The sequence below is a fragment of the Joostella atrarenae genome (assembly GCF_021764745.1).
Lineage (GTDB): Bacteria > Bacteroidota > Bacteroidia > Flavobacteriales > Flavobacteriaceae > Galbibacter > Galbibacter atrarenae.
In genome coordinates this window covers 167,680-192,621 of record NZ_JAETXX010000005.1, presented here as the reverse complement: position 1 = coordinate 192,621, position 24,942 = coordinate 167,680, and the positions used below count along the sequence as shown (strand labels likewise).

The 24,942-nt window shown below is 33.0% G+C and carries 22 protein-coding genes; 17 read left to right on the top strand and 5 right to left on the bottom strand.

Annotated elements, in window-relative coordinates:
- The first annotated feature begins 95 nt into the window (after window positions 1–95).
- The 5 genes from JM658_RS09965 to JM658_RS09945 all read left to right on the top strand — a co-directional run bounded on the left by JM658_RS09965 (window position 96) and on the right by JM658_RS09945 (window position 4,711).
- Window positions 96–1,496, top strand: a complete 1,401-nt coding sequence (locus tag JM658_RS09965) for a nucleotide sugar dehydrogenase (RefSeq protein WP_236959112.1) — start codon at window positions 96–98, stop codon at window positions 1,494–1,496.
- Between the two features lie 224 nt (window positions 1,497–1,720).
- Window positions 1,721–2,284, top strand: a complete 564-nt coding sequence (locus JM658_RS09960; RefSeq protein WP_236959111.1) for an RNA polymerase sigma factor — start codon at window positions 1,721–1,723, stop codon at window positions 2,282–2,284.
- Window positions 2,274–2,843 carry a hypothetical protein gene (locus tag JM658_RS09955; protein ID WP_236959110.1) on the top strand — a complete coding sequence of 190 codons (570 nt, stop codon included), beginning with the start codon at window positions 2,274–2,276 and terminating at the stop codon, window positions 2,841–2,843. Before JM658_RS09960 ends, JM658_RS09955 begins: the two co-directional genes overlap by 11 nt.
- Entirely contained in the window at window positions 2,824–3,894 is a 1,071-nt protein-coding gene (locus JM658_RS09950) for a DUF4097 family beta strand repeat-containing protein (protein WP_236959109.1), read from the top strand. Before JM658_RS09955 ends, JM658_RS09950 begins: the two co-directional genes overlap by 20 nt.
- Window positions 3,895–3,982: 88 nt before the next feature.
- Window positions 3,983–4,711, top strand: coding sequence for a head GIN domain-containing protein (locus JM658_RS09945; RefSeq protein WP_236959108.1), 729 nt, complete (start codon window positions 3,983–3,985; stop codon window positions 4,709–4,711).
- Window positions 4,712–4,800: 89 nt separating this feature from the next.
- Here JM658_RS09945 and JM658_RS09940 read toward each other — a convergent pair whose 3' ends face one another.
- The 3 genes from JM658_RS09940 to trxB all read right to left on the bottom strand — a co-directional run bounded on the left by JM658_RS09940 (window position 4,801) and on the right by trxB (window position 9,823).
- Window positions 4,801–6,141, bottom strand: a complete 1,341-nt coding sequence (locus JM658_RS09940) for a hypothetical protein (RefSeq protein WP_236959107.1) — start codon at window positions 6,139–6,141, stop codon at window positions 4,801–4,803.
- 10 nt (window positions 6,142–6,151) lie between these two features.
- Window positions 6,152–8,575 carry a TonB-dependent receptor gene (locus JM658_RS09935; protein WP_236959106.1) on the bottom strand — a complete coding sequence of 808 codons (2,424 nt, stop codon included), beginning with the start codon at window positions 8,573–8,575 and terminating at the stop codon, window positions 6,152–6,154.
- Between the two features lie 279 nt (window positions 8,576–8,854).
- Window positions 8,855–9,823, bottom strand: a complete 969-nt coding sequence (trxB, locus tag JM658_RS09930; RefSeq protein WP_236959105.1) for a thioredoxin-disulfide reductase — start codon at window positions 9,821–9,823, stop codon at window positions 8,855–8,857.
- A gap of 254 nt (window positions 9,824–10,077) precedes the next feature.
- Between trxB and JM658_RS09925 the strand changes: the two genes are divergently transcribed.
- Window positions 10,078–10,521 (top strand): hypothetical protein, encoded by a 444-nt coding sequence (locus JM658_RS09925; RefSeq protein WP_236959104.1) that lies wholly within the window; start codon window positions 10,078–10,080, stop codon window positions 10,519–10,521.
- Window positions 10,522–10,550: 29 nt separating this feature from the next.
- Here JM658_RS09925 and JM658_RS09920 read toward each other — a convergent pair whose 3' ends face one another.
- Together JM658_RS09920 and galK are read right to left on the bottom strand one after the other, a co-directional pair.
- The gene (locus JM658_RS09920) at window positions 10,551–11,591 is read right to left on the bottom strand and encodes a UDP-glucose--hexose-1-phosphate uridylyltransferase (protein ID WP_236959103.1); all 1,041 of its coding nucleotides are present in this window, start codon (window positions 11,589–11,591) and stop codon (window positions 10,551–10,553) included.
- A gap of 2 nt (window positions 11,592–11,593) precedes the next feature.
- The gene (gene galK / locus JM658_RS09915; protein WP_236959102.1) at window positions 11,594–12,760 is read right to left on the bottom strand and encodes a galactokinase; all 1,167 of its coding nucleotides are present in this window, start codon (window positions 12,758–12,760) and stop codon (window positions 11,594–11,596) included.
- A 76-nt stretch (window positions 12,761–12,836) separates the two neighbouring features.
- Between galK and JM658_RS09910 the strand changes: the two genes are divergently transcribed.
- The 11 genes from JM658_RS09910 to uxaC all read left to right on the top strand — a co-directional run bounded on the left by JM658_RS09910 (window position 12,837) and on the right by uxaC (window position 24,940).
- Window positions 12,837–13,541: an NUDIX hydrolase gene (locus JM658_RS09910; RefSeq protein WP_236959101.1), complete on the top strand. Its 705-nt coding sequence runs from the start codon at window positions 12,837–12,839 to the stop codon at window positions 13,539–13,541.
- A gap of 66 nt (window positions 13,542–13,607) precedes the next feature.
- Window positions 13,608–14,249 carry a DUF4159 domain-containing protein gene (locus JM658_RS09905; RefSeq protein WP_236959100.1) on the top strand — a complete coding sequence of 214 codons (642 nt, stop codon included), beginning with the start codon at window positions 13,608–13,610 and terminating at the stop codon, window positions 14,247–14,249.
- 1 nt (window position 14,250) lies between these two features.
- Window positions 14,251–14,796, top strand: a complete 546-nt coding sequence (locus JM658_RS09900; protein ID WP_236959099.1) for a TrmH family RNA methyltransferase — start codon at window positions 14,251–14,253, stop codon at window positions 14,794–14,796.
- 10 nt (window positions 14,797–14,806) lie between these two features.
- A complete protein-coding gene (locus JM658_RS09895) occupies window positions 14,807–15,907 on the top strand; it encodes an AI-2E family transporter (protein WP_236959098.1) in 1,101 nt (366 codons plus the stop codon).
- A gap of 7 nt (window positions 15,908–15,914) precedes the next feature.
- Window positions 15,915–17,099, top strand: coding sequence for a class I SAM-dependent methyltransferase (locus JM658_RS09890; protein WP_236959097.1), 1,185 nt, complete (start codon window positions 15,915–15,917; stop codon window positions 17,097–17,099).
- Window positions 17,100–17,184: 85 nt separating this feature from the next.
- Window positions 17,185–18,252 (top strand): substrate-binding domain-containing protein, encoded by a 1,068-nt coding sequence (locus tag JM658_RS09885; protein WP_236959096.1) that lies wholly within the window; start codon window positions 17,185–17,187, stop codon window positions 18,250–18,252.
- A gap of 260 nt (window positions 18,253–18,512) precedes the next feature.
- Window positions 18,513–19,895, top strand: coding sequence for a 3-keto-disaccharide hydrolase (locus JM658_RS09880; RefSeq protein ID WP_236959095.1), 1,383 nt, complete (start codon window positions 18,513–18,515; stop codon window positions 19,893–19,895).
- A 12-nt stretch (window positions 19,896–19,907) separates the two neighbouring features.
- Window positions 19,908–21,248 carry a Gfo/Idh/MocA family protein gene (locus JM658_RS09875; protein ID WP_236959094.1) on the top strand — a complete coding sequence of 447 codons (1,341 nt, stop codon included), beginning with the start codon at window positions 19,908–19,910 and terminating at the stop codon, window positions 21,246–21,248.
- 216 nt (window positions 21,249–21,464) lie between these two features.
- Entirely contained in the window at window positions 21,465–22,271 is an 807-nt protein-coding gene (locus tag JM658_RS09870; RefSeq protein WP_236959093.1) for an SDR family oxidoreductase, read from the top strand.
- 9 nt (window positions 22,272–22,280) lie between these two features.
- Complete coding sequence (gene uxuA / locus JM658_RS09865; RefSeq protein ID WP_236959092.1) at window positions 22,281–23,471, top strand: mannonate dehydratase; 1,191 nt, start codon at window positions 22,281–22,283, stop codon at window positions 23,469–23,471.
- Window positions 23,472–23,536: 65 nt separating this feature from the next.
- Window positions 23,537–24,940: a glucuronate isomerase gene (gene uxaC, locus JM658_RS09860; protein ID WP_236959091.1), complete on the top strand. Its 1,404-nt coding sequence runs from the start codon at window positions 23,537–23,539 to the stop codon at window positions 24,938–24,940.
- Window positions 24,941–24,942: the final 2 nt, after the last annotated feature.

The following is a 24,942-nucleotide window of genomic DNA, read 5'->3' as shown; positions in this document are numbered from 1 at the left end:
CAAGAAGCTTATATATTTGCATAATAGAATTGCAAATAGTTTCGATTATAACCAATTTCTATATTTCATATTAATTTGCTATCAAAAAAATACGTGTGAAAAAAATAAATAAAATCTGCTGTATCGGGGCTGGATATGTTGGTGGCCCAACCATGTCGGTTATTGCACATAAATGTCCAGAAATTCAAGTTACAGTTGTAGATATAAATGCGGATAGAATTAACGCATGGAACGATAAGAATCTAGATAATCTCCCCGTTTATGAACCTGGATTAAAAGAAATTATAGCTGAAACACGAAATAAAAATTTATTCTTTTCTACGGAAGTTGATAAGGCTATTGATGAAGCAGAAATGATTTTCATCTCTGTAAATACACCTACCAAGACATACGGTAAAGGAAAAGGACAGGCGGCCGATTTAAAATTTATCGAACTCTGCGCTCGTAATATTGCCAAAGTTGCTAAAGATGATAAAATTGTTGTAGAGAAATCTACCCTTCCTGTTAGGACTGCGCAAGCCATTAAAAATATCCTTGACAATACAGGGAATCATGTAAATTTTGAGATTCTTTCCAATCCCGAGTTTTTAGCGGAGGGAACTGCAATTAATGATCTCTTACATGCTGATAGAGTTCTTATTGGTGGAGATGAAACTGAAGAAGGTGAAGCTGCAAAGGAAGCGTTGAGCGCTATTTATGAACATTGGCTCCCGAAAGAAAACATCTTGAAAACTAATATTTGGTCTTCCGAGTTGTCAAAATTGGTAGCAAATGCCTTTCTAGCACAACGAATTTCATCTATCAATTCTATTTCTGCATTATGTGAAAAAACAGATGCCAATGTACAAGAAGTTTCTAAAGCTATCGGTTTAGACAGTCGTATTGGTTCCAAATTTTTAAATGCATCTGTTGGATTTGGTGGTTCTTGCTTTCAGAAAGATATTTTAAACCTTGTTTACATAGCCAAAAGCTACGGTTTACATGAAGTGGCAGATTATTGGGAACAAGTCATTATTATGAATGATTATCAGAAATCGAGGTTTGCCAATAATATTATCAGTACACTTTACAATACCGTTTCTGGGAAAAAAATTGTTTTCTACGGATGGGCATTTAAAAAAGACACCAACGATACTCGTGAGTCTGCTGCCATATACGTAGCCGATGCTCTTTTAGAAGAGCAAGCAGAAATTGTAATCTACGATCCTAAAGTTTCTGCAGAACGAATTTATGCTGATTTAGATTATTTAAACACACGTTCTGAAGAAGAGAATAGAAAACTCGTAACTGTGGTAAAAGATCCTATAAAAGCTTCTAAAGACGCACATGTAATTGCTGTTTTAACAGAATGGGATGAGTTTAAAGATTACAATTGGGAAACCATTTTTAAACAAATGCTAAAGCCTGCTTTTGTTTTTGATGGGAGAAGAATTTTAGATAAAGACAAGCTTAATAGTTTAGGCTTCAATTATTATAGAATAGGAGAAAACGCTTAAAGCCAATTTTCTTCAAACAAAAAATCCTGATAAGGCTATTGTAATAGTTTTATCAGGATTTTTTATTAAAAACATCTCTTCATAAACAGTTGATTATCAGTGAAAATTGTTTTTTATCGTATTTTTTTATACGCCAACTGTAACAAACTAGAAGTAATACTATCTTTAGTATAAACAAACCCATAATAAGGTTTTAAACTCACTAGTGAGAAACGAATAACTTTTTGAGCCAACAAGAATTACATATTAACCAATTATTAGATGCCTGTAAAAAAGGGAATCAATCTGCGCAACTAGCGCTTTACAATCGCTATTATAAAGCTATGTACAATACGGCGTTTCGTATTGTAAAAGATAGCTTTGAAGCCGAAGATATTATGCAAGAATCGTTTTTAAACGCATTTACGAAACTGCATACTTTTAAGGGAGAAGTAGCTTTTGGTGCTTGGTTAAAACGTATTGTTATTAACAACAGTATTCATCATTACAGAAAACAACAAAAATTAAATAATGTTGCCTTGGATGATGTTATTTACAGGGTTGAAGACAATAATGAAATTAATTCTGATCATGAGTTGACCAATATAAAGGCTCAAAAAGTGTTGCAGACCATGAATATGTTGAAGGATAATTACAGAATTGCTTTAACCCTTCATTTAATAGAAGGTTACGACTATGAAGAGATAGGAACCATCATGGAATTAAGCTATGCAAATTGTAGAACTACAATTTCTAGAGCGAAAGAAAGTTTAAGAAAAAAATTACAAGCTGAAGTTTATGAAGCATAATGATAACATAGATAACTTGTTCGAAAACCTTAAAGACGATTGGGATCTTGAGGCTCCAGAAACAGGACATGAGAATCGTTTTTTAGAGAAGTTGCAAGCGCAAGAAAAAGTGATTTCTATTCAGAAGAAAAAATCAAATGGTTTTACATGGAAAGTACTTTCTATTGCTGCTTCGATTGCTGTTTTAGTTGCTATCGGCTTTCAAGTTTTTAAAGCTGAAAATAAAATTGAGCAACAAGTAGCTAAAGAACCCTCACAAATTCAAAAAACGGAATTCTATTTTGCCTCTTTAATAAATGAAGAAATAGAAAAAATTCAAGCAGAGGCCACTCCTGAAACAAAGCAGATTATTGCAGATGCGATGCTTCAGATAAAAAAACTAGAAAAAGATCATGAAAAATTAGAAGATGATTTGGCAAATGAAGGTAGTAGCAAGCAAATATTAAATGCTATGATTATTAATTACCAAACGCGAATTAATTTATTACAAGATGTACTCACTCAAATCGAAGAAATTAAAAAATTTAAAACCTCTCAAAATGAAAATCAAATTATATAAAATAGCTCTTTTATTTGTCTGCATTCCATTATTTGGAATCGCTGCTGGTCCTGGATGGAATGGAAAATATACCAAAGAAAAAAAGGTGAAAAAAGAATTTACAGTAAGTCCAAAAGCCCTTTTAAAACTAAATAACAGCTATGGGAATCTCCATATCACCTCTTGGAATGAAAATAGAACCGTAATAGAAGTTCATATAAAAACCAATAGTAATAACGAAGATAAGGCTCAGAAAAAGCTTGATGAAATTGATATAGAATTTCAAAATTCAAGTACCATGGTTTCTGCTAAAACTATATTTTCGAAAAGCGGTTGGGGATGGAGCAACAATAACGTGAGTATGGAAATAAACTATACTGTAAAAGTGCCTGTAGGAAATACGTTGGATTTAAATAATGATTACGGTGGTATTTATTTGAATGAAATTGATGGCGTTGCAAATATTAGTTGTGATTATGGCCGTTTAGAAATTGGAAAATTAAATGCAGATAATAATATTTTAAAGTTTGATTACACTTCTAAATCAACCATAGAATACATGAAAAGCGGGAAAATAAATGCAGACTACTCTTCTTTCGTTATAGAAAAAGTAGGTAATATTAGTATCAATGCAGATTATACCACTTCTGAAGTTAACAATGGAAAAAACGTTGAATATACTTGTGATTATGGAAGCATAAAAATTAATAATGCAAATAACATCCAAGGAACAGGAGATTACTTAACAACACGTTTTGGTGTTATTCATGGAAATGTGGATATAACTTCCGATTATGGTTCCATCCGTATTGATGAAATGGCCGCTGATGCTGGTAACCTTCAAATAAGAAGCGATTATACTGGAATTAAAATTGGCTACAATAACGCTTACCATTTTGACTTTACAATGAATCTTGAATATGCAGGATTAAATGGGGATACGGACTTTGAATTCTCAATTAAAAGAGAAAAATCAACAGAGAAGTATTACGAAGGTTACTACGGAAGTCAGGGCAAAAATAAGATAAACATCACTTCTGATTATGGAGGAGTGAGCTTTAGTAAAATGTAGCAGTCTTTCTAGGTAATCAATTGGAAGATTCAAGAGAAATCAATATAACTTTAAAATAAAGAAAATCCATCAACTAAAAATTAAAACAATGAAAAAATTACTCTTATTATGTTTAGCTGTAGCAAGTACTGCAACAGCAAATGCTCAATGGTTTGGGAATGAAAAAGTAAAAGGAAACGGAAACGTAACTACTGTTGAGAGAAGCACAGACAGTTATGACGCTGTTGGTGTAGCAGGCTTTTTTGATGTTGAACTTATTGCAGGTAAAGAAGGAAAAATTACTATCACTGCTGAAGAAAATTTAATTCCACATATCGAAACAGAAGTCAAAAATGGATCTCTTCAAATTAAAACAGAAAAAGGATATGATTTAAGTACGAGTCGTAATAACTCTATTTTAATTATTGTTCCTTTTGAAAGTATCGATGCTGTTTCCTTAGCTGGATCTGGAGATGTAACAACTAAAAACATCATCAAAGCTAAAGACTTTAAAGCTAGTTTAGCAGGTTCTGGCGATCTAACACTAGATATTGAATCTACAAGTGTAGAAAGTCACCTAGCAGGTTCTGGTGACGTTGTTTTAAGAGGAAATACAACCGACTTTGAATGTGCTCTATCTGGTTCTGGAGATATTTCTGCAAAACAATTAAAAGCTAAAAATGTAGAAGTAAGCATTTCTGGATCTGGCGATGTTGATTTACACTGCGATGGAGAGTTAAAGGTTAGAGTTTCTGGTTCTGGTGATGTAGAATATTACGGAAATCCAACCAAAGAAGATAGTAAGGTATCTGGCTCTGGTGATGTTTCTAGGGGATAAAATCGAACTAACTTAGTTTTTAAAAAAAAGAAAGCCGTCTAGGAATTAATTCCTAGACGGCTTTCTAATTAATAATTACTTTTTAAACTTTAGAAAGTTCCTATAAAGTGACTTCCATCAATATTTTGCAATTGAGCTCCCTTAGTAACAGCTCCTGTTTCGGTATCAATTACGTAGATATTTCCGTCTTGACCAACTGGTGCTTCAGTAACATAAACTTCAGATCCGTCTACAGCAAACCCTTGGTATTGGAATAAATAGAAATCAGGGTTATAAGGAATATCATCAATTCTCTGTGCAGTTCTTGCATTTAAATCAGCCAAAGCAAAGAACCCTTGAGCTCCTGCTACACCTTCAGCAGAACCTGCATGACGATAAGCTATTACAGCTTTTCCATTACCTACATATCTCCAAGCAAGAATATAAGAATCCTGAACCCCAAGAGCATCATCTAAACTAAACTCATAAGAATTATCATATTGGTTGTTTGAACCGATTTTTAAAATATGAGAACCATTTGGATCTGACTGATTTGCTTGGTAAACACTATTATCTTCAGCTAAGAAAGCATTAATACTACGGTACCCGTTTGTATTTCCATAACCTACTGTAGATGTAATTATTGTTGGATTTAATAAAGATGGGTAATCTAAAACAATTGTTTTAGATCCTAAAATCTCATAATCACTATCACTCTCTGCTGTAGTAGGGTCAACCTTGCTTAAACGAGCTCCAATATATAATTTATCTCCAGCAGCATTTAAAACAGGCATATCTATTCTTGAAATATAATATCCATTAGCCTCTTCTTCAGCACTTAATGCTACGTCATGCTCCTCGAATTTTTTAATTAAAGAATTAACTAAATCTAAAGTTACTACTCCAATTTTTGCATTTGTACGAGTATAATTATCTTCTTCATCAAATTCATTTTCTGTAGACACATATACTGCAGCTCCAGTTTGATCTCCATCAAATAATTTTATCCATCTAGGAGCATTTCCTACATAAGGAGCTATACTAACTTCTGAACCTGTTTTTTCAAAATCTTGGCCTCCATTTACAGTATATTTGGTATAATTACCACCTGTATCTCCAGCATAACTAATATTAAAAATCGTATTTCCATCTTCAGAAGATTGCAATCTAGCAGTTCTGTTAGAAGGTACTATAAATCCATTATCGAATGGTGCTACTACTTTGTTAGGGTCTTTAGCATCTTCACTACTTACAGAGTATATTAAAGTTCCTCCATTTCCGTCTCCTGGGTTGTCTCCCATTTTAGCTGCTGCAACAGTAATCCATCTACTATTGTCTTCATTATTTTCCTCGATGATATCACTAGTATCATCATCACTACAGCTCACTGCAAGAGACAAAACACCAAATGCTAGCGCTAATGTTCTAAGGTTTAAGAATTGATTCTTCATTAGATTATATTTAAAATTTATTAATAAAATAGTTTAATTTTAGATAAAAAGCTCTTCCCGGTTTTTGTACAGATAAGTTGTCATACACCGGTTTATCAAATATATTTTTAACATCAAAACTCATTACAAAATTGTTATTAGGGAAAGTATAACTAAGCCCAAAATCTTGTACTAATTGTTCTGGTACTTTAAAAAATTCATCTCCAACAGTATTTTCTCCTTGCGGAGGTAAGTAAGAAAAGTCATCAGTAAAATATATATTATAAAATAGATTCAACTGTGCACTTTCTTGGAAAAGGTCTTTTAATGAATAGCGTAAACCTCCATTCATTGTTAAAAATGGAGTATTTGGAACATCAATTTCTACACCTCTATTTTCTACCATTAAATCAAAACGAGAAACATTAAAATTAAATCCAAAATTATTATTGTATGAATAGGTTAATTGAGCATCAATACCTTTAGATGTTGCGTGCCCTTGATTTACATAAAGTATAGTTTCGTCGTCTACATTTAATGAATTTTCTATAGGTAAACCTATTCGATCTTTAATGTTTCGTGTAAAAAAATTTGTAGAAATTGAGAAGTCATGCTTCTTCATCCTGAAAGTTCCTAATTTAAATCCTAGATTAAAATTGTTACTACTTTCTGGTTGAATGCTCGGGTTTGCAACGACATTATCTCCATCGTTACCAAAAACTTCTGTTTCATTTGGTAAACGAATTGCTTTCTCCGCAGATGCTAATAATGTAATATTTCTCAAAATAGCATAAGATAATGCAAAACCATATCCATTATTAGTATTATTACTACTGACTATATCATCAACTATTATTTGATTCCCGTTAGAATCAGTATCAATTTCAGGATCGATATTTACTGTTTTTTGCTGATACAATTTTCCAAATAAGCTAGCTTTCATCTTCTCATCAAAAGCATTAAGCTCATAAGTAAAAGAAAGAATATTTTTACTTAAGTCTCTTGTTCCAACAAATGTGTTTTCCAAAACCGACCTTAACTCATCACTATCTTCTCTATCAATACTACTATATACATGATTAAACAATACCTTATGGTTCTCATTTATCTCATATGAAATCCCTGTACGAATTGATGCAACTTTTCTTTTTATTTTGGCAAGTGTAGGCCCTCCTTCTTGTTGAGAACCCCATGAATATTTAAATTCATCACCTTTGTAATCAATAGCTCTTTCTCCTAACCAATTATAAGCCCACGCAACAGTATCGTTTACCATACGATTTCTGTTTCCATATAAACCATGTACATTTACATCTAAACCTTTTGTGAAAAGATCTTTCTTTTGATAGGTTATATTTCCTAAGGTTGCATCCGACTCCATAAACCTCCCTTTATAAGGCATAATAGTCATGAAAGCACCATGTTGAATCTCTTTATAGTCATCGGAAGCTGTAATTCCAACAAAAAATTGGTCTGCCCATTTAACATCTGTAAAACCAACTTCCGCAATTCCTCCAGTAGACCTATAAGCGTCATTAAATCTTTTTGCTGTAACTGGGGTTTGCACACCTCCTAACCCTGTAACTACGACACTTCGCCCAGAAACTTCGTAATCATTATCAGAATAGTTATGAAAAAAAGAACCTTTTACAGTGAATCCAGATTTTTTAAACCTGTATAAACCATTTAAATTGGTTTGTAGTGTATTAAACGATCCATAAGAGACAGAAGCATTAAGATTAGTTTTCGATCCTTTATGAAGTACTATATTAATTGCTCCACCTAAGGCATCATCTGCTAAATAACCTGGCACAACACCCTTAAAAACCTCTATCCTTTTTATCATTGATGGCGGAATACTATTCAAGCTAAATGAAGAACCATAAATTGAAATTGGAATACCATCAATAAAAATACGCACTGCATTTCCAGACAATCCATTTAAACTATACTGAACTTCAGATCCTAACCCACCATTTTGACGGATTTTAACTCCAACTGTAGTATTTAGCAATTCGTTGGTTTGAAAATTACGAAGTCCCGCTTCCTTTGTATCTATAACATTTACAGCGAAACCTTCAGTTTCTATTTTAGATTTTTGTGATTTCCCATGTAACATTACCTCATCTAACTCATGCATATCCGAACTTTCTAAGTTTATATCAAGCTCCTTTACTTCTGAATTGACAAATACATCTAAGATTTTAGTCTTTGCATCTATAGAATGAATTTCTAACGTATAATCCCCGTATGAAATTTCTTTAAATATATAATTCCCTTTTGAATTTGTTGCTGCATCCTTTTGTATTCCATTCCCCTTTAATATTAGATAAACACCTGAAGCAACGGTATTGTCTTCATGTTTAATATTCCCTTTGAGCACTCCGTTTTGAGCAAACACAAAGAATTCAGACATTAAAAACAATACTAATAAAAACTCTTTATTCACGAACATTTTCTACGTTTAGACTGCAAATATATACTTATTTAGATTTAATAAAAACAAAATGTTATTTATTTTTAGTCTAAATAAAGTAGTTATTGTTATAAATAAAACGTGATGATTATCCCTTACTTTCTAGTAAATCTTAATAAATAGAGAATGTAATAACAGAAACACAAAAGGGGTGGTGAAAAGATGAAATTATTAACAAATAGATGATGTATATACAAAAAAAAGGTGAAATCTATTTTATAGATTTCACCTTAACTACACTTATATTATTATAGCTTATTAAGCTTCTACTTCTTCACTACTTTCTACAGTTGCTAGATAACGCTCTGCATCTAAGGCAGCCATACATCCAGTTCCTGCAGCTGTAATTGCTTGACGATATTCTTTATCTTGAACATCTCCACAAGCAAATACTCCTGGTTTGTTTGTTTTAGTAGACTTACCTTCTGTGATTATATAGCCAGTATCGTCCATCTTAACTTGATTCTTAAAGATGTCTGTATTTGGTTTATGACCTATAGCTATAAATAACCCAGTAACATCTATTTGCTCTTTGGCTCCTGTTTGATTATTTACTACACGAATTCCTTCAACTACCTGCTCTCCTAATACTTCTTCTATTTCTGTAAAGTATTTTACAACTAAATTAGCAGTATTATTAACACGATGTTGCATTGCTTTAGACGCTCTCATCTCCCCTTTTCTAACCAATAGCGTAACCTTTTTACAGATATTTGCTAAATAAGTAGCTTCCTCAGCAGCAGTATCTCCACCTCCAACGATTGCTACTTCTTGATTTTTAAAGAAAAATCCATCACAAACTGCACATGCGGAAACTCCTCCACCTCTAAGACGTTGCTCACTAGGTAATCCTAAGTATTTTGCAGTAGCTCCAGTAGAAATAATCACAGTTTCAGCTTCTATATTTGTTGTACTATCTACAACAGCTTTGTGTATTCCTCCTACTTCATCACTCAACTCTATAGAAGTAATCATTCCAATTCTTACTTCCGTACTAAAACGTTCTGCTTGCTGTTGTAACTGCATCATCATAGAAGGTCCATCAATACCTTCTGGGTATCCAGGAAAATTATCTACTTCTGTAGTAGTTGTTAATTGTCCTCCAGGTTCTAAACCGGTATAAATTACTGGTTTCATATCTGCTCTAGCTGCATAAATTGCTGCTGTATAACCTGCAGGCCCTGAACCAATAATTAAACATTTTATTCTTTCTATTTTTTCAGACATCGTTTTATCCTTTCTAATATAATTACATAACAAAAGTAGCTTTTTTAGTAAAAAGCTTACAACTAATCTATGAAAAGTTATTATCAAACAATAAACAAAACTGATACTAGCTCCTAATATGAATAGATGTAATTATCAAATATATTGAAAATCTGTTTACACAACTAATAATACAATCCGAATTATTTCCATAATTAACTGATTATTCGTAAATTAACAGTAACATATTTACTAACTTCTAAATTCTAGCTGTCATGAAAACACTACTCTTTCCTTTCGTTTTTCTATTAGCAATGATATTTCTTTCTGGAAGTCCAGAAAAAATAATTATCAAAGATTCTCTACAAGGTACTTGGGAACTTGAAAGCAGGTATTCTTACGACGGAAATATAGTTATAGACACTATCAAAAATAGTGATGGCTATCGTCAAATAAAAATGTACCAAAATGATAAAGTGATGTGGACACGATTCGTGCCAAAAGATTCTGTGGAATGGTTTGGATATGGATCTTATTATATTACCGATAATTCTTTAGTTGAACGTTTAGAATATGGGTCTGAATCTATGATGAACATTATAGACACCATGCGCGTATTCACTTTTAAATTGGAGGTTGCAAAAAACTCTTTTAGTCAGATCACTTTAGATGGTGAAGGGAATCCTTTGTTTTCTGAAAACTATAAACGTTTAAAATAAAAAAGTCCTCCGAAGAGGACCTATATTCATTATTGCTTACTATAATGTACTTCTGAAAGCTGTCGGAGATTATTCGCAGCAGATTCAGCAGTAATATCTCTTTGTGGGTTAGCAAACATCTCGTAACCTACCATAAACTTTTTTACTTCAGCAGAACGTAATAAAGGTGGATAAAAAGACATATGAAAGTGCCATTCTGGATGCTCTTCACCATCTGTAGGACGTTGGTGGATCCCTGAAGAGTACGGAAACGAAGTTTCAAAAAGATTATCAAACATTATTGTCAGTTTTTTTATTATGGAAGCAAAAGCTATCTCTTCTTCTTCATTTAACTGACTTATGTCTTGATAGTGCTTTTTCGGAACTATCATCGCCTCATATGGCCATACTGCCCAATAAGGTATCAACGCTACAAAGTGATCATTTTCTACTAAAATACGCTCTTTAAGCTCTAATTCTTGTTTTAAATAATCTTGTAACAAACTCCTTTTATTAGTTTCCCAATAAGCCTTTTGATGTTTTTGCTTCTTTAAAACTTCCTGAGGGATTGAAGACTGCGACCATATCTGCCCATGTGGATGCGGATTACTACACCCCATAATCGCTCCTTTATTCTCAAAGATTTGCACATGATTGATTTCTGACTTCTCACCTAATTCTTTGTATTCCTTTTTCCAAAGTTTTACAACATTAGTAATCTCTTCAACCTTCATCAGCGGAAGTGTAAGCGAGTGGTTTGGCGAAAAACAAACAACTTTACAAATCCCCATCTCTGTTTCTGCCTTTAAAAGTCCGTTACTGTACTCCTCTGCTTCTACATTTGGTAATAATGCTGCAAAGTCATTCGTAAAAGCATAAGTTCCTTCATAATCTGGGTTAGTATCTCCACTAGCCCTTTCGTTTGTTGGACACAAATAACATTTAGGATCATAAGTTTCTTTTTGCAATTCACTCTTCTGATCTTTTTTTCCTTGCCAAGGTCTTTTTGTACGATGAGGAGAAACTAAAATCCATTCCCCAGTTAAAATATTATATCTTCTATGCGGTTTGTTATTTATTGTATTTTCCATGCTTATATTTTTGAAACCCCATTACTTATGTTTACCCCAATTGGGCTTAATTCAATATTAAATTTTTTCTTGTATGCTTCCGATATATTTTCAATGTAATCGCTAACATGATCTTCATGTACTAGATTTATTGTACAACCTCCAAAACCACCACCCATCATTCTAGAACCGAGAACAAAATCAAATTCTTTAGAAAAGTCTACCATAAAATCTAATTCATCACAGCTAACTTCATATAATTCACTCAACCCCTTATGAGATTGATATAACAAAGATCCAAATACTTCAAATAGATCATCTTCAAGCGCATTTGAAGCCATCAATGTCCTTTTATTTTCTTGAGTAACATATATAGCTCTGTTAAATGTTTTCTCTGGAAGTTCCTCTTTAAATTCCTTTACAATCTCTTCAGGCACATCTACCAAATACTCATATGATGGATACTTGTTATTAATCGCAGCTAAAGCATCCTCACATTCTTGTCTTCTTGTATTATACTCACTACTCGCTAGATTATGAGAAACATTAGAATTTAAAAGCACCAGTTTATAAGGGTCTAAATCTGATTTAATCAACTCATATTTAAGACTCTGACAATCAAGGAGAATTAAGTGATTCTTTTTTCCACGAACTACAGAAAACTGATCCATGATACCACACTTTGTTCCTACAAAATTGTGCTCTGCATCTCTAGAAAGCGTAATTATTTCATCAGAAGATAACCCTATTTTGAATAATTCATCTAAGCCTTTTGCCAATCCACATTCTAATGCAGCAGAAGAACTTAATCCAGATCCCATTGGTAATTCACTATGAATAATACAATCGAACCCTTTTACAAAGCCTCCTTTTATTGTTCCTATATAATGAACAACTCCTAAGATATAGTTTTGCCACTCTACAGCTCCAGATTTCACATCATTAATATCAAAACTAAAACCAGTACTGTAATTTTCAGACCAAATTGTACAAGTATCAGTATTACTCTTCTTAAGATATATTCTTATCTTTTTATCTATAGCTGCCGGTAAAACATGACCTCCATTGTAATCGATATGCTCACCAATTAAATTAATTCTTCCTGGAGAATCAATAATTACCTCACTTTTAAATTCATTTAAATTCAAAAAGTTTTCTTGCCTATTAGCAGATTGCGTTGTATTTTTCAAACCTTAGCTGTTTCTTTAAAAAACAAATATAATAAAAGTGACTATCACTTTTATTAATTAAACATTAAATTTAAAAATGGAATTAAATTCAGGAGGTTACTATAAGGAAGAATCGAAAATGTTTGTTGCTACAGACTGTATTGTTTTTGGATTTGATGATGGAGAACTAAAGCTCTTAATTTTTAAAAGAAGAGTAGAACCAAAACGTGGTGAATGGTCTTTAATAGGTAGCTTTGTAAAGCCTGAAGAGGATGTAGATAATGCAGCCAGAAGGGTTCTCAAAGAAATTACAGGATTAGACAATGTATTCTTTGAGCAATCAATTGCATACGGAAAAGCCTCTAGAGATGAAGGTGCCCGCTGTATTTCCATAGCGCAATTTGCTCTTATTCGTATTGATGAATACGATAGAGAGCTCACAGAAAAGCATGGAGCTTATTGGTATAAATTAGAAGATTTGCCTTCACTTGTGTTAGATCATGATCAAATGGTTATAGATGCTCTTTCCAAATTAAGAAGAAGAGCAAAACACCAACCAATTGGTTTCGAGCTACTTCCAGAAAAATTTACGATTCCACAATTGCAAAGTTTATACGAAGCTATTTTTCAACGAAAATTAGATCCTGGAAATTTCAGAAAAAAGGTATTATCTCTAAAGGTTTTGAAAAAATTAGATGTGAAAGATAAAAGTTCTTCTAAAAGAGGAGCTTTCTATTATATGTTTGATCATGAAAAATATGAGGATCTAATACAGTCTGGCTATAATTTCGAGATTTTTTAAGAAAACAAATTTTCATTTATTGTTCTCTTAAATACTGTAAATTTGCCTCAACACAATCCAAATTAGATGGCTAAACAATTGTTATTTATTATTTTATGTATTGGTTTCTACGGTAATGCCCAAGAAATTGCATTATTAAAATATAGTGGTGGCGGCGATTGGTACGCCAACCCCACGGCACTTGTTAATTTAATTTCATTTTGCAACAATAATATACACACAACAATAAGTCCAAAACCAGTTACTGTTGAGGCTGGTAGCACAGATATTTTTCTGTATCCATTTATCCACATGACGGGACATGGAAACGTTTTTTTTTCTGATAAAGATGCAGAAAACTTAAGAAATTACTTGCTCTCAGGAGGTTTTTTACACATTGATGACAACTACGGAATGGCTCCATATTTAAAAAAAGAGATTCCTAAAATATTTCCTGACAAGGAACTCAAAGAAATCCCTACAAGCCATCCTATTTTTAATGAAACGTATACCTTTTCAAACGGACTTCCAAAAATACATGAACACGACGGAAAGCGACCGCAAGCATTAGGTATTTTTAATGATAATAGACTGGTTTTACTTTTTACGTTTGAAAGTGATCTTGGAGACGGATGGGAAGATCCTGAAGTTCATAACGACCCCGATAATGTAAGACAAAAAGCACTACAAATGGGAGCAAACATTATACAATACGCCTTTGAAAATTAATATGGTAGAACAATTAAATCATGACAACAATACCTTTAAAGAAAGGAGTTTTCCAGTCACTATAATTTGTGACCATGTAACTAGTGCCTCTAATATTGGTTCTATTTTTAGACTCGCTGATGCTTTTGGAGTAGAAAAAATTATTTTTATTGGTGTAGAACCCGTTTTTTCTAGAAGAGTTGAAAAAACAGCTCGAGCTACGCATAAATTTATTCCCTATGAGTACATTGAAAATGAAGAGGAATATATCGCACATTTAAAAGAAGAAAACTACACTATCATTGCTTTAGAAATAACAAACAATAGCAAAGCAATTGAAAATCTAAAAATTCCATTACAAAATAAAACTGCACTACTTATTGGAAATGAAAATTACGGGGTATCCGAAAAATTACTTTCCATAGCTGATCATGTGCATCACATAGAAATGTTTGGAAAAAATAGCAGCATGAATTTGGCGCAAGCCACTGCCATTTCTTTATATGAAATAACTAATCGCTATCGAATGGTGTTCATATGGGCTTTTTATTTAATTTTACTTAATTAATTTTAATAAAATGGATTCAAAAACAATCTCGGATGGTATATTAAGAGCTATCGCAACACTTGTTGGAATAGCTTTACTTCTTATCCTACTCTACAAAATACAAGCCGTTATAGCTTACATTATTATCGCACTTGTAATTTCCTTGATAGGGAGACCTATTGTTAGATTTTTAAGAAAAAAATGCAAATTTAACGATAACGTAGCCGTTGTATTAACCATGGCTATAATGATTATTTTTATTGCGGGAGTATTAAGACTATTTGTTCCGCTAATTGTAGAACAAGGAAAAAATCTATCGTTATTAAATATAGATAATCTTAAAATGAGCCTACAAGATGTGTATCGTGAAATTTCAGATTACTTTTCTGTAAGTCGATATAAAGTAGAACAATCTATTGAAGAATCTATTAAGACCTCCGAGTTTATTTCAAATTTAGATTTATCTGCAATTCCCAATATGTTTAAATACATAATTGGAGGAATAGGCTCCCTTAGTGTAGCCTTATTTACTGTTATTTTTATTTCTTTTTTCTTTCTGAAAGATAGTCGTTTGTTTCAAAATGGACTCCTAACATTCATCCCTCCTCAGAACGAGCAAAGAGTAATTAACTCTCTAGAAACTATTAAAAATCTATTATCAAGGTATTTTATTGGGTTATTACTCCAAATAGGAATCCTTTTCGTTATTTATACAGCAGTATTAATAATCTTAGGAATAGACAATGCTGTTGTCATAGCATTTATGTGTGCGTTATTAAACTTAGTCCCGTATATAGGCCCACTGATAGGAGGAGTACTCATGGTATCTTTAACAATGTCTAGTAATCTAGGTGCAGATTTTAGTACCGTAGTTTTACCAAAAGCTATTTATGTCCTAATAGGATTTATGGTTGGCCAGCTAGTAGACAATTTCTTTAGTCAACCGCTAATTTTTTCTAATAGTGTAAAATCACATCCACTAGAAATATTTTTAGTCATAATTATAGCAGGAATCGTATTTGGACCTTTAGGTATGGTTGTAGCAGTACCTTTATACACCGCAATTAAGGTTGTTTTAAAAGAGTTCCTATCAGAAAATAAAATAGTTATAAAGCTTACTAGAAACCTATAACTTCATTTTGAACAAAAATATTTTAAATACTGAAGTACAAGAATTTATAAACCAAAATCTGGATAAAGATGTTTCTTCTTTATTACTAAAAGGAATAAATCTTGATGGGGTATCTACAAAAGAGGTTGTAACACAGATTGAAGCAAAAAATAAAACTAAAAAGAAGCTTCCCTCATGGTATAAAACTGAAGGTATTTACTACCCTAATAAACTTAATATTGAGCAAACGTCATCTGAGATAACAGCCGAATACAAAGCTAGCTTAGTTAGTGGTAAAAAAATCATAGACGCTACTGGAGGTTTTGGTGTAGATAGCTATCACTTTTCTAATAGCTTTGAAGAGGTATATCATTGCGAAATAAATAGCGACTTATCAAAGATTGCAACTCATAACTTTAAAGCACTCAAAAAAGGTAACATCCATTCTAAAGCTGAAGATGGGATTGTATTTATCGAGAACTCCAAAGAGACTTTCGATTGTATTTTTGTAGATCCTTCAAGAAGAGATAGCACAAAAAATAAAGTTTTTCTATTACAAGACTGTGCTCCTAACATGCGTCTTGTACTGCCCACTCTATTTAAAAAAGCAAAAATCATTTTGGTTAAAACTTCCCCATTGTTAGATTTATCAAAAGGTATCGAAGAATTAAATAAAGTAGCTGAAATACATATTGTAGCCGTTAATAACGAAGTAAAAGAACTCCTTTGGCTTTTAAAAAGTAACGTTCTTCAAAGAAGAATCATAAAAACAATAAATATATCTAAAAGCAAGAAAGAGGTATTCGAGTTCGAAATGAATGATGAAAGTTCATCTGTAGCTAATTTCTCTGCTCCATTAGATTTTTTATATGAACCTAATGCAGCTATTTTAAAAAGTGGAGGCTTTAACATAATAGCGGACAAATTAAACCTTTCTAAGCTGCATCCCAACACTCACCTATACACCAGTAATGAACTTGTTGCAGATTTCCCTGGGCGTACCTTTATTATTAAAAACATTCTATCTTATAACAAAATAGAGCTAAAGAAAGTCCTCACAAATAATAAGGCTAATATAACAACAAGAAACTTTCCTGAAACAGTAGCTCAAATCCGTAAAAAAACAAAAATCCAAGATGGAGGGAATACATATCTTTTCTTTTGTACTAATCATAGAAATGATAAAATAGTACTTCATTGCGAAAAAGCATAATAAACAATTTAGAAGAAATATATTGAGCGTTAACGTACCTTATTTTAAGTAGATTTACTATATTAGTATTTCTAAAACTTGAATTTTGACAATTAAAGAAATAGCAAAGTTGGCAAATGTCTCTCTAGGAACGGTAGACAGAGTTATCCATAAAAGAGGGAAGGTTTCTAAAAAAACGGAGAAAAAGATTCTTGATATCATAGAAAAGGTTAATTATCAACCTAACATCTATGCTAGAGGACTTGTTTTGAACAAATCCTACCAAGTTGCCGCACTAGTACCCTCTTACTCCAAGGGAGAGTATTGGGAGATTCCTTCAAAAGGTATAGAAATGGCAGCTAAAAACTTTAGTCAGTTTGGTATTAAATTAACCATTTTAGAATTCGACCAAAATTCTGCAATGTCTTTCAATAAGAAGGCAGAAGAACTCTTAAAAATGAATGTTGATGGAGCTATCATAGCTCCTGTAATAAATTTTGAAGCTGTAAAACTAACAAAGAAACTTAATGAAGCCTCTATTCCTTTTACACTAATAGATTCAAATATTAAGAATAGCGGATGTTTAAAGTTTATAGGGCAAGATGCCTTTCAAAGCGGAAAATTAGCTGCAAAACTCCTATGTGCAGAGATTAAACCTAAGGGCACGATTTCTATAATCTCAGTTAAGAACAATGAAAATCACAACAGGACACTTCAGCAAAGAATAGAAGGATTTAAGGAATATTTATATAGTAGACCTTTTATTAATGATATCACCTTAGTAGAAAGTAACATTAATTTGGGGAGTAAAGATTTTGATGAGCAATTAAAGTCTGCTTGTAATCCTAATAATGATACTGTGGGAATCTATGTACCAAGCTCTTTAATTCACTATCTAGCGAAGCATATTGAAAGTTCAGCCTTATCTAATAAAGTAAAACTAATTGGAAACGATTTAATAAGTAAAAATGTAGAATATTTAGAAAAGGAAACTATCACTTATCTTTTAGGACAGAGACCTAAAACGCAGGGATATTTAGCTCTCGAAAGCTTTTACAACCACTTAGTACTAAATAAAAAAATAGATTCTGAAAAGTTTCTTCCCATAGACATTATCACTCAAGAAAACCTCATGTACTATGATACTAACCTAAACAACCTACCCCACAGTTAAATTTAAAATCTAACAAATTTAAACTATGAAAAACTCCTAATAAACAACTAATTAGATGAAAAAATCAGAATCTATCTTTATTTAACACTTTAAAATAAACATTCCTTATTTCCATGATTTATTTTTTTTGTGATAAATACTTTTACTATAAGCTGAAAATTATATATTTTTAAAAAAATTTATTATAAAATGTGCACGTACACATTTCAATCAAAAGAAAAACAAATAAATTATAACATAACAAAAATCACCTTAAACTTATGAATTCAAAACTTCGAAATTACACACTACAAGCTTTCACAGTCTTTTCCCTAGTGTTGGCTACAAGTTGTCAAGAAACTACTCCTAAAGATGACACCCCATGGACTCCCCTATTCAACGGAGAAAACCTTAACGGATGGACGCAAAAAGGAGGAAAAGCAAATTATCGTGTTGAAGATAAAAAAGTCATTGGGAGCACCGTTCACGATACACCTAATTCTTTCATGACAACAGATAAAATGTATGGTGATTTTATTTTAGAGCTTGATTATAAAGTAGATTCTACGATGAACTCTGGTATTCAAATTCGTAGTAATAGCATACCTCAATATCAAAATGGTCGTGTACATGGATATCAAATTGAAATTGACCCTTCAGACCGTGCTTGGAGCGCTGGTATTTATGACGAAGGAAGACGTGGATGGTTGGTTCCCTTAAAGGATAATCCTGATGCTCAAAAAGCTTTCAAGCAAGGAGAGTGGAATCACTACCGAATTGAAGCTATTGGAGATACTTTAAAAACATGGATCAATGGGGTTCCTGCCGCTCATCTTATCGACGGAAAAACTGCTTCAGGATTTATTGCTTTACAAGTACACAGCATTGGTAAAAAGAAAAAAGCAGGTACTGAAATCATGTGGAGAAACGTGAATATCCTTACCGAAGATCTTCAAAAGTACAGCAAGAAAACTCCACTTAAGCCAATAGTTACTAAAAACAACCTGACAGTTGGAGAAAAAGATAATGGTTGGAAAATGCTTTGGGATGGTAAATCGACTAACGGTTGGAGAGGTGCTAAATTAGAAGAATTCCCAGAAAAAGGTTGGGTTATTGAAGATGGTATCCTTACAGTTTTAGAATCTAATGGTGAAGAATCTGCTGCTGGTGGAGATATCGTTACAAAAGAACTATATAAAGATTTTATGCTTACAGTAGATTTCAAAATAACTGAAGGTGCTAATAGCGGAATAAAGTATTATGTAGATACAGAAATAAATAAAGGTCCTGGTTCTTCTATTGGATTAGAATATCAAATTTTAGATGATGAAAGACATCCTGATGCTAAACTAGGAAATCATGACGGTAGTAGAACAGCTGCTTCTTTATATGACCTTATACAAGCTGATCCAAAAAAACCAATGAATGCAATTGGAGAATGGAATACAGCAAAAATTATATCTAAAGATAATCATGTTGAGCATTGGTTAAACGGAATGAAAGTTCTTGAATATGAAAGAGGAAGTGATGAGTTCCTAAAACTTGTTTCCGAAAGTAAGTATGAAAAATGGCCAAACTTCGGAGAGCTTGAAAAAGGAAGTATTCTTTTACAAGATCATGGTAACCGTGTTTCATTCAAAAACATCAAAATAAAATCCCTTTAAACCAACAAAATTATGACAACTAGAAGAAACTTTATAAAAAATACCGTTTTAAGCAGTACAGCTATTGCTGTAGGTAGCTCCGTTATGGGAATGCCAGCAAGTAGTTACCGTAGAATTATAGGTTCTAACGAAAGATTAAACGTAGCAGTTGCTGGTTTAGGAAGAAGACTTGGCGCTTATTATGAGCCTATTTCTAGAAAATCCAGTAATGTAAACTTAATGTATCTGTGTGACGTAATGGAAAGTCAGCGTGCAAGAGCCATGAAAAACTTCGCTGAACGCATCGATTACAAACCGAAATTAGAAAATGATATCAGAAAAGTAATTGATGATAAAGATGTAGATGTTCTCGTTAACGCTACTCCAGACCATTGGCATACACCAGGATCAATTATGGCTATGAAAGCAGGACAACATGTTTATGTTGAGAAACCATGTAGTCATAATATGAACGAAAATGAGCTTTTAGTTGCTGCTTCAAAAAAATACAACAAAGTTGTTCAAATGGGAAATCAGCAACGTTCTGCTCCCCATACAATTCAAATCATAAACGAAATACATAATGGTATTATAGGAACTCCATTCAAAGCTGTTGCTTTTTATAACAATCAAAGAGGTGAAGTTCCTGTACAAAAGAAAGCTGCTGTTCCTGAAGGATTAGATTGGAAGTTATGGCAGGGACCAGCTGTACATCGTGAGTATACAGATAATACATGGGATTATAACTGGCACTGGTACGGATGGAATTACGGAACTGCTGAAGCTGGAAATAATGCTACTCACGAATTAGATATTGCTCGTTGGGCACTACAAGTAGATTTCCCTCAATATGCTGAAGTTGAAGCTGAAAAAAGACACTTCCTTAACGATGGTTGGGAAATGTACGATACTATGGAAGCTACTTTTAAATTCGCTGATAAGAAAATTATCCAATGGGACGGAAAAAGTAGAAACGGATACAGCACATATGGCGGTGGCCGTGGGACTGTAATTTATGGTTCTGAAGGTACCGTTTTTGTAAATAGAGGTAAATATATGTTGATGGATAGAGCTGGTAAACTTATCAAAGAAGTTACAGCCGACTCTCAAGAAGCTGGAACTGCTCTTGGTGGTGGTGGTGATATTTCAACGGACCATATGGTTAACTTTTTCGACGCTATTCGTGGAAAAGGCACCTTAAATGCCCCTATTGCTGATGCTAGTATTAGTATGGCAATGGTTCATTATGCTAATGTTGCTTACCGAACAGGAAAAGGCTTCAGAATAGATGACAATAATGGAAAAATGTTAGATCCTGAAGCAATGAAGTTATGGGGTAGAGAATATGAAAAAGGATGGGAACCAACCATATAAATATATAAACTTTCAAAGTAGTGATTGTAGAATCACTACTTTGAAAGTCCTTTTATCATTCAATCTATAAACCTACACGCTCCTCTATTCTTTTTTTAAAAATTGAATACTTAGAAAACTATAGGATCAAGCATTTTAATCGATGCTATCAATCCAATTCGAGGAGATTTCAGCAACAACTGATAAACACATAATTGTTTCATAAAAAATTTTAGAATGAATAATTTGAAAGATAAAGTAGCTATAATTACTGGTGGAAATGGAATTTTAGGTGGCGCTATAGCTAAAGGTCTTGCTTTGCAGAAGGTTAAAATTGCGGTGCTTGGAAGAACAGAAGAAACTGTTAATCAAAGAGTACAAGAAATAAACAATAATGGCGGAGAGGCAATTGCTCTCGTTGCTGATGTATTAGATAAAGAATCTTTAGAAACAGCAAAAACGAAAGTTATAGACACTTGGGGGAGTATTGATATTCTTGTAAATGCAGCTGGTGGAAATAGAAAAGGGGCAACTATAGCTCCAGATGAAACTTTCTTTGATCTTTCGTTAGAGGATTTCGGAAAAGTAAACGATCTTAATTTTAAGGGCACCGTTTTACCTAGTTTTATTTTTGGAAAGGTTATGGCTGATAATAAAAAAGGCAGCATTATTAATATTTCTTCTATGGCTGCTCAACAAGCTATTACAAGAGTTGTAGGCTACAGCGCTAGTAAAGCTGCTGTAGACAATTTCACAAAATGGTTATCCGTAGAAATGGCTTTAAAATATGGAGATGGTATTCGTGTAAACGCAATCGCTCCGGGCTTTTTTATAGGAGAACAAAATAGAGCACTATTACTTAATCCTGATGGTACTCTTACCCAACGAGGGCAAACTATTGTTACACAAACACCAATGAAACGCTTTGGTGAAGCAGAAGAGTTACAAGGAGTAGCAAATTGGCTTGCTGGAGATGACGCTTCCTTTGTAACTGGTATAGTGGTGCCTGTAGATGGTGGATTTAGTGCATTCAGTGGAGTTTAAAAAGAGAAAATGGAGTTACAATTAGAAAATACATGGCGTTGGTACGGCCCAAACGATACGGTTTCTTTAGCTGATATAAAACAAGCTGGAGCTACTGGTATTGTCACAGCGTTACATCATATCCCAAACGGAGAAATTTGGTCTATTGAGGAGATTAAAAAAAGAAAAGATACTATAGAAGCTAACGGTCTAACTTGGTCTGTTGTAGAAAGTGTTCCTATTCATGAAAATATAAAAACTCAAAGCGGAGATTATAAAAAATATATTGAAAACTATAAGCAAACTATAACAAATTTAGGGAGCTGCGGAATTGATACTATTTGCTATAACTTTATGCCTGTTTTGGATTGGACACGTACCGATTTAAATTTTTCTATGGAAGACGGCTCTACAGCTTTACGGTTTGATAAAATAGCTTTTGCTGCATTCGAATTATTCCTTTTGAAAAGACCTGGAGCAAAAGATCAGTATTCAGATAGTGAGATTGCATCAGCCGAAGCTCTTATTGAAAAAATGACTTCAGAAGATAAATCTCTATTGATAAATAATATTATTGCTGGGCTTCCAGGTGCCGAAGAAGGATATACTTTAGAAGAGTTTAATGAGATTCTCGCTACTTATAATAACATAGATGCTAAAAAGCTTCAACAGAATCTTTTTAGCTTTTTGGAACATATAATTCCTTCAACAGAAAAAGCAGGTGTAAATATGTGTATCCATCCAGATGACCCTCCCTACCCTATTCTTGGTCTTCCAAGGGTTGTAAGTACAGAACAAGATATTCTAGATCTTTATAAAGCTGTAGATAGTCCAAATAATGGACTCACATTTTGTACGGGATCCTTTGGTGTAAGAAGTGATAATGATTTAGTAAAAATGGTGGAAACACTCGGAAAGCGGATTCACTTTATCCACTTAAGAAGTACCAAAAGAGATGCTACAGGAAATTTCTATGAGGCAAATCACTTAGAAGGAGATGTAGATATGTTTGGAGTAATGAAGGCTTTAATTGCTGAACAGAAGAAAAGAAAATCTGAAGGGCGCAAAGATATTAGAATGCCTTTTCGTCCTGATCATGGACATAAAATGCTCGATGATCTTAATAAAAAAACAAATCCAGGCTATTCTGCAATAGGTAGACTTAGAGGCCTAGCAGAGCTTAGAGGATTAGAACTAGGTATTAGAAAGTCCTTATACTAGCTGTTTTTTCTTAAAAGAAAAGATTTAAGCTACTATCAAAAAGACTAATTAAAGAAGATAACGTAATGAAACATACCAACTTTATATACGATAATTTTTTACTTCATAATAAATATGCAGAGGAGCTGTATCATAACTATGCGAGTAAAATGCCCATTATAGATTATCACTGTCATTTATCTCCTAAAGATATTGCCGATAATAGAGTTTTTGAGAATATAACTAAAGCATGGCTAGATGGCGATCACTATAAATGGAGAGGTATGCGAGCTCTAGGGATTAACGAAAAGTTTATTACTGGAGACGCTTCTGATCAAGATAAATTTAAGCAATGGGCAAAAGCGGTTCCATACACAATGCGTAATCCATTATTCCATTGGACACAATTGGAGCTTGCTCGCTATTTTGATATTTATGAGCTTTTAAATGAAAAGAATGCTGAAAAAATTTATCACCAAACTACAGAAAAATTAAACAGTGGTTCTTTTAGCACTCAACAATTACTTTCTAAAATGAATGTAAAAGTGGTATGCACAACAGAAGATCCTACAGACTCTTTAGAACATCATCAAAAACTGGCAAAAAGTGATTTTAACACACATATAAGTACTTCTTTTAGACCAGACAAGGCAATTACTATAGGGAATGATGGTTTTTTACAATACATCGCTAAGCTTGAAAAAGCTGCTGAGATTTCTATTAACTCCTACCAAGATCTACAAGATGCATTGGTAAATAGAATTCAATATTTTAATGACAATGGATGCAAAGTATCTGACCACGGATTAAGTTCCATCCCATATACAAATCATACGGAGGTAGAAGTAAATAATATTCTGAAAAGGAAATTAAAAAATGAAACGCTTTCAAAAGATGAAATCTTAAAATTTGAAAGCGCTGTATTACAATTTTTATCAGAGCAATACCATTCTTTAGGTTGGGTGCAACAGTTTCATTTAGGAGCACTTAGAAATAATAACACTCGTATGTTAGACAAATTAGGTCCAGACACAGGGTGGGATTCTATTGGCGATTATTCTCAGGCTGAAAGTCTTTCTAAATTTCTAAACAGTCTAGACAGTAAAAATAAACTAACCAAAACCATTATATACAATCTAAATCCTGCCGATAATGAAGTTATTGCAACTATGATCGGTAATTTTAATGACGGCTCGGTTAAAGGAAAAGTACAATTTGGTTCCGGATGGTGGTTTTTAGACCAAAAAGATGGAATGACCAAGCAATTAAATGCTCTTTCAAACATGGGACTAATTAGTTGTTTTATAGGAATGCTTACAGATTCTCGTAGTTTTCTTTCTTATCCTAGGCATGAATATTTTAGACGTATTTTATGTAATCTCCTTGGTGAAGAGATTGAAAATGGTGAACTTCCAAACGAAATGGAATGGATAGGGAAACTTGTGGAAGATATTTCATACAACAACGCAAACGAATATTTTAAATTTTAATC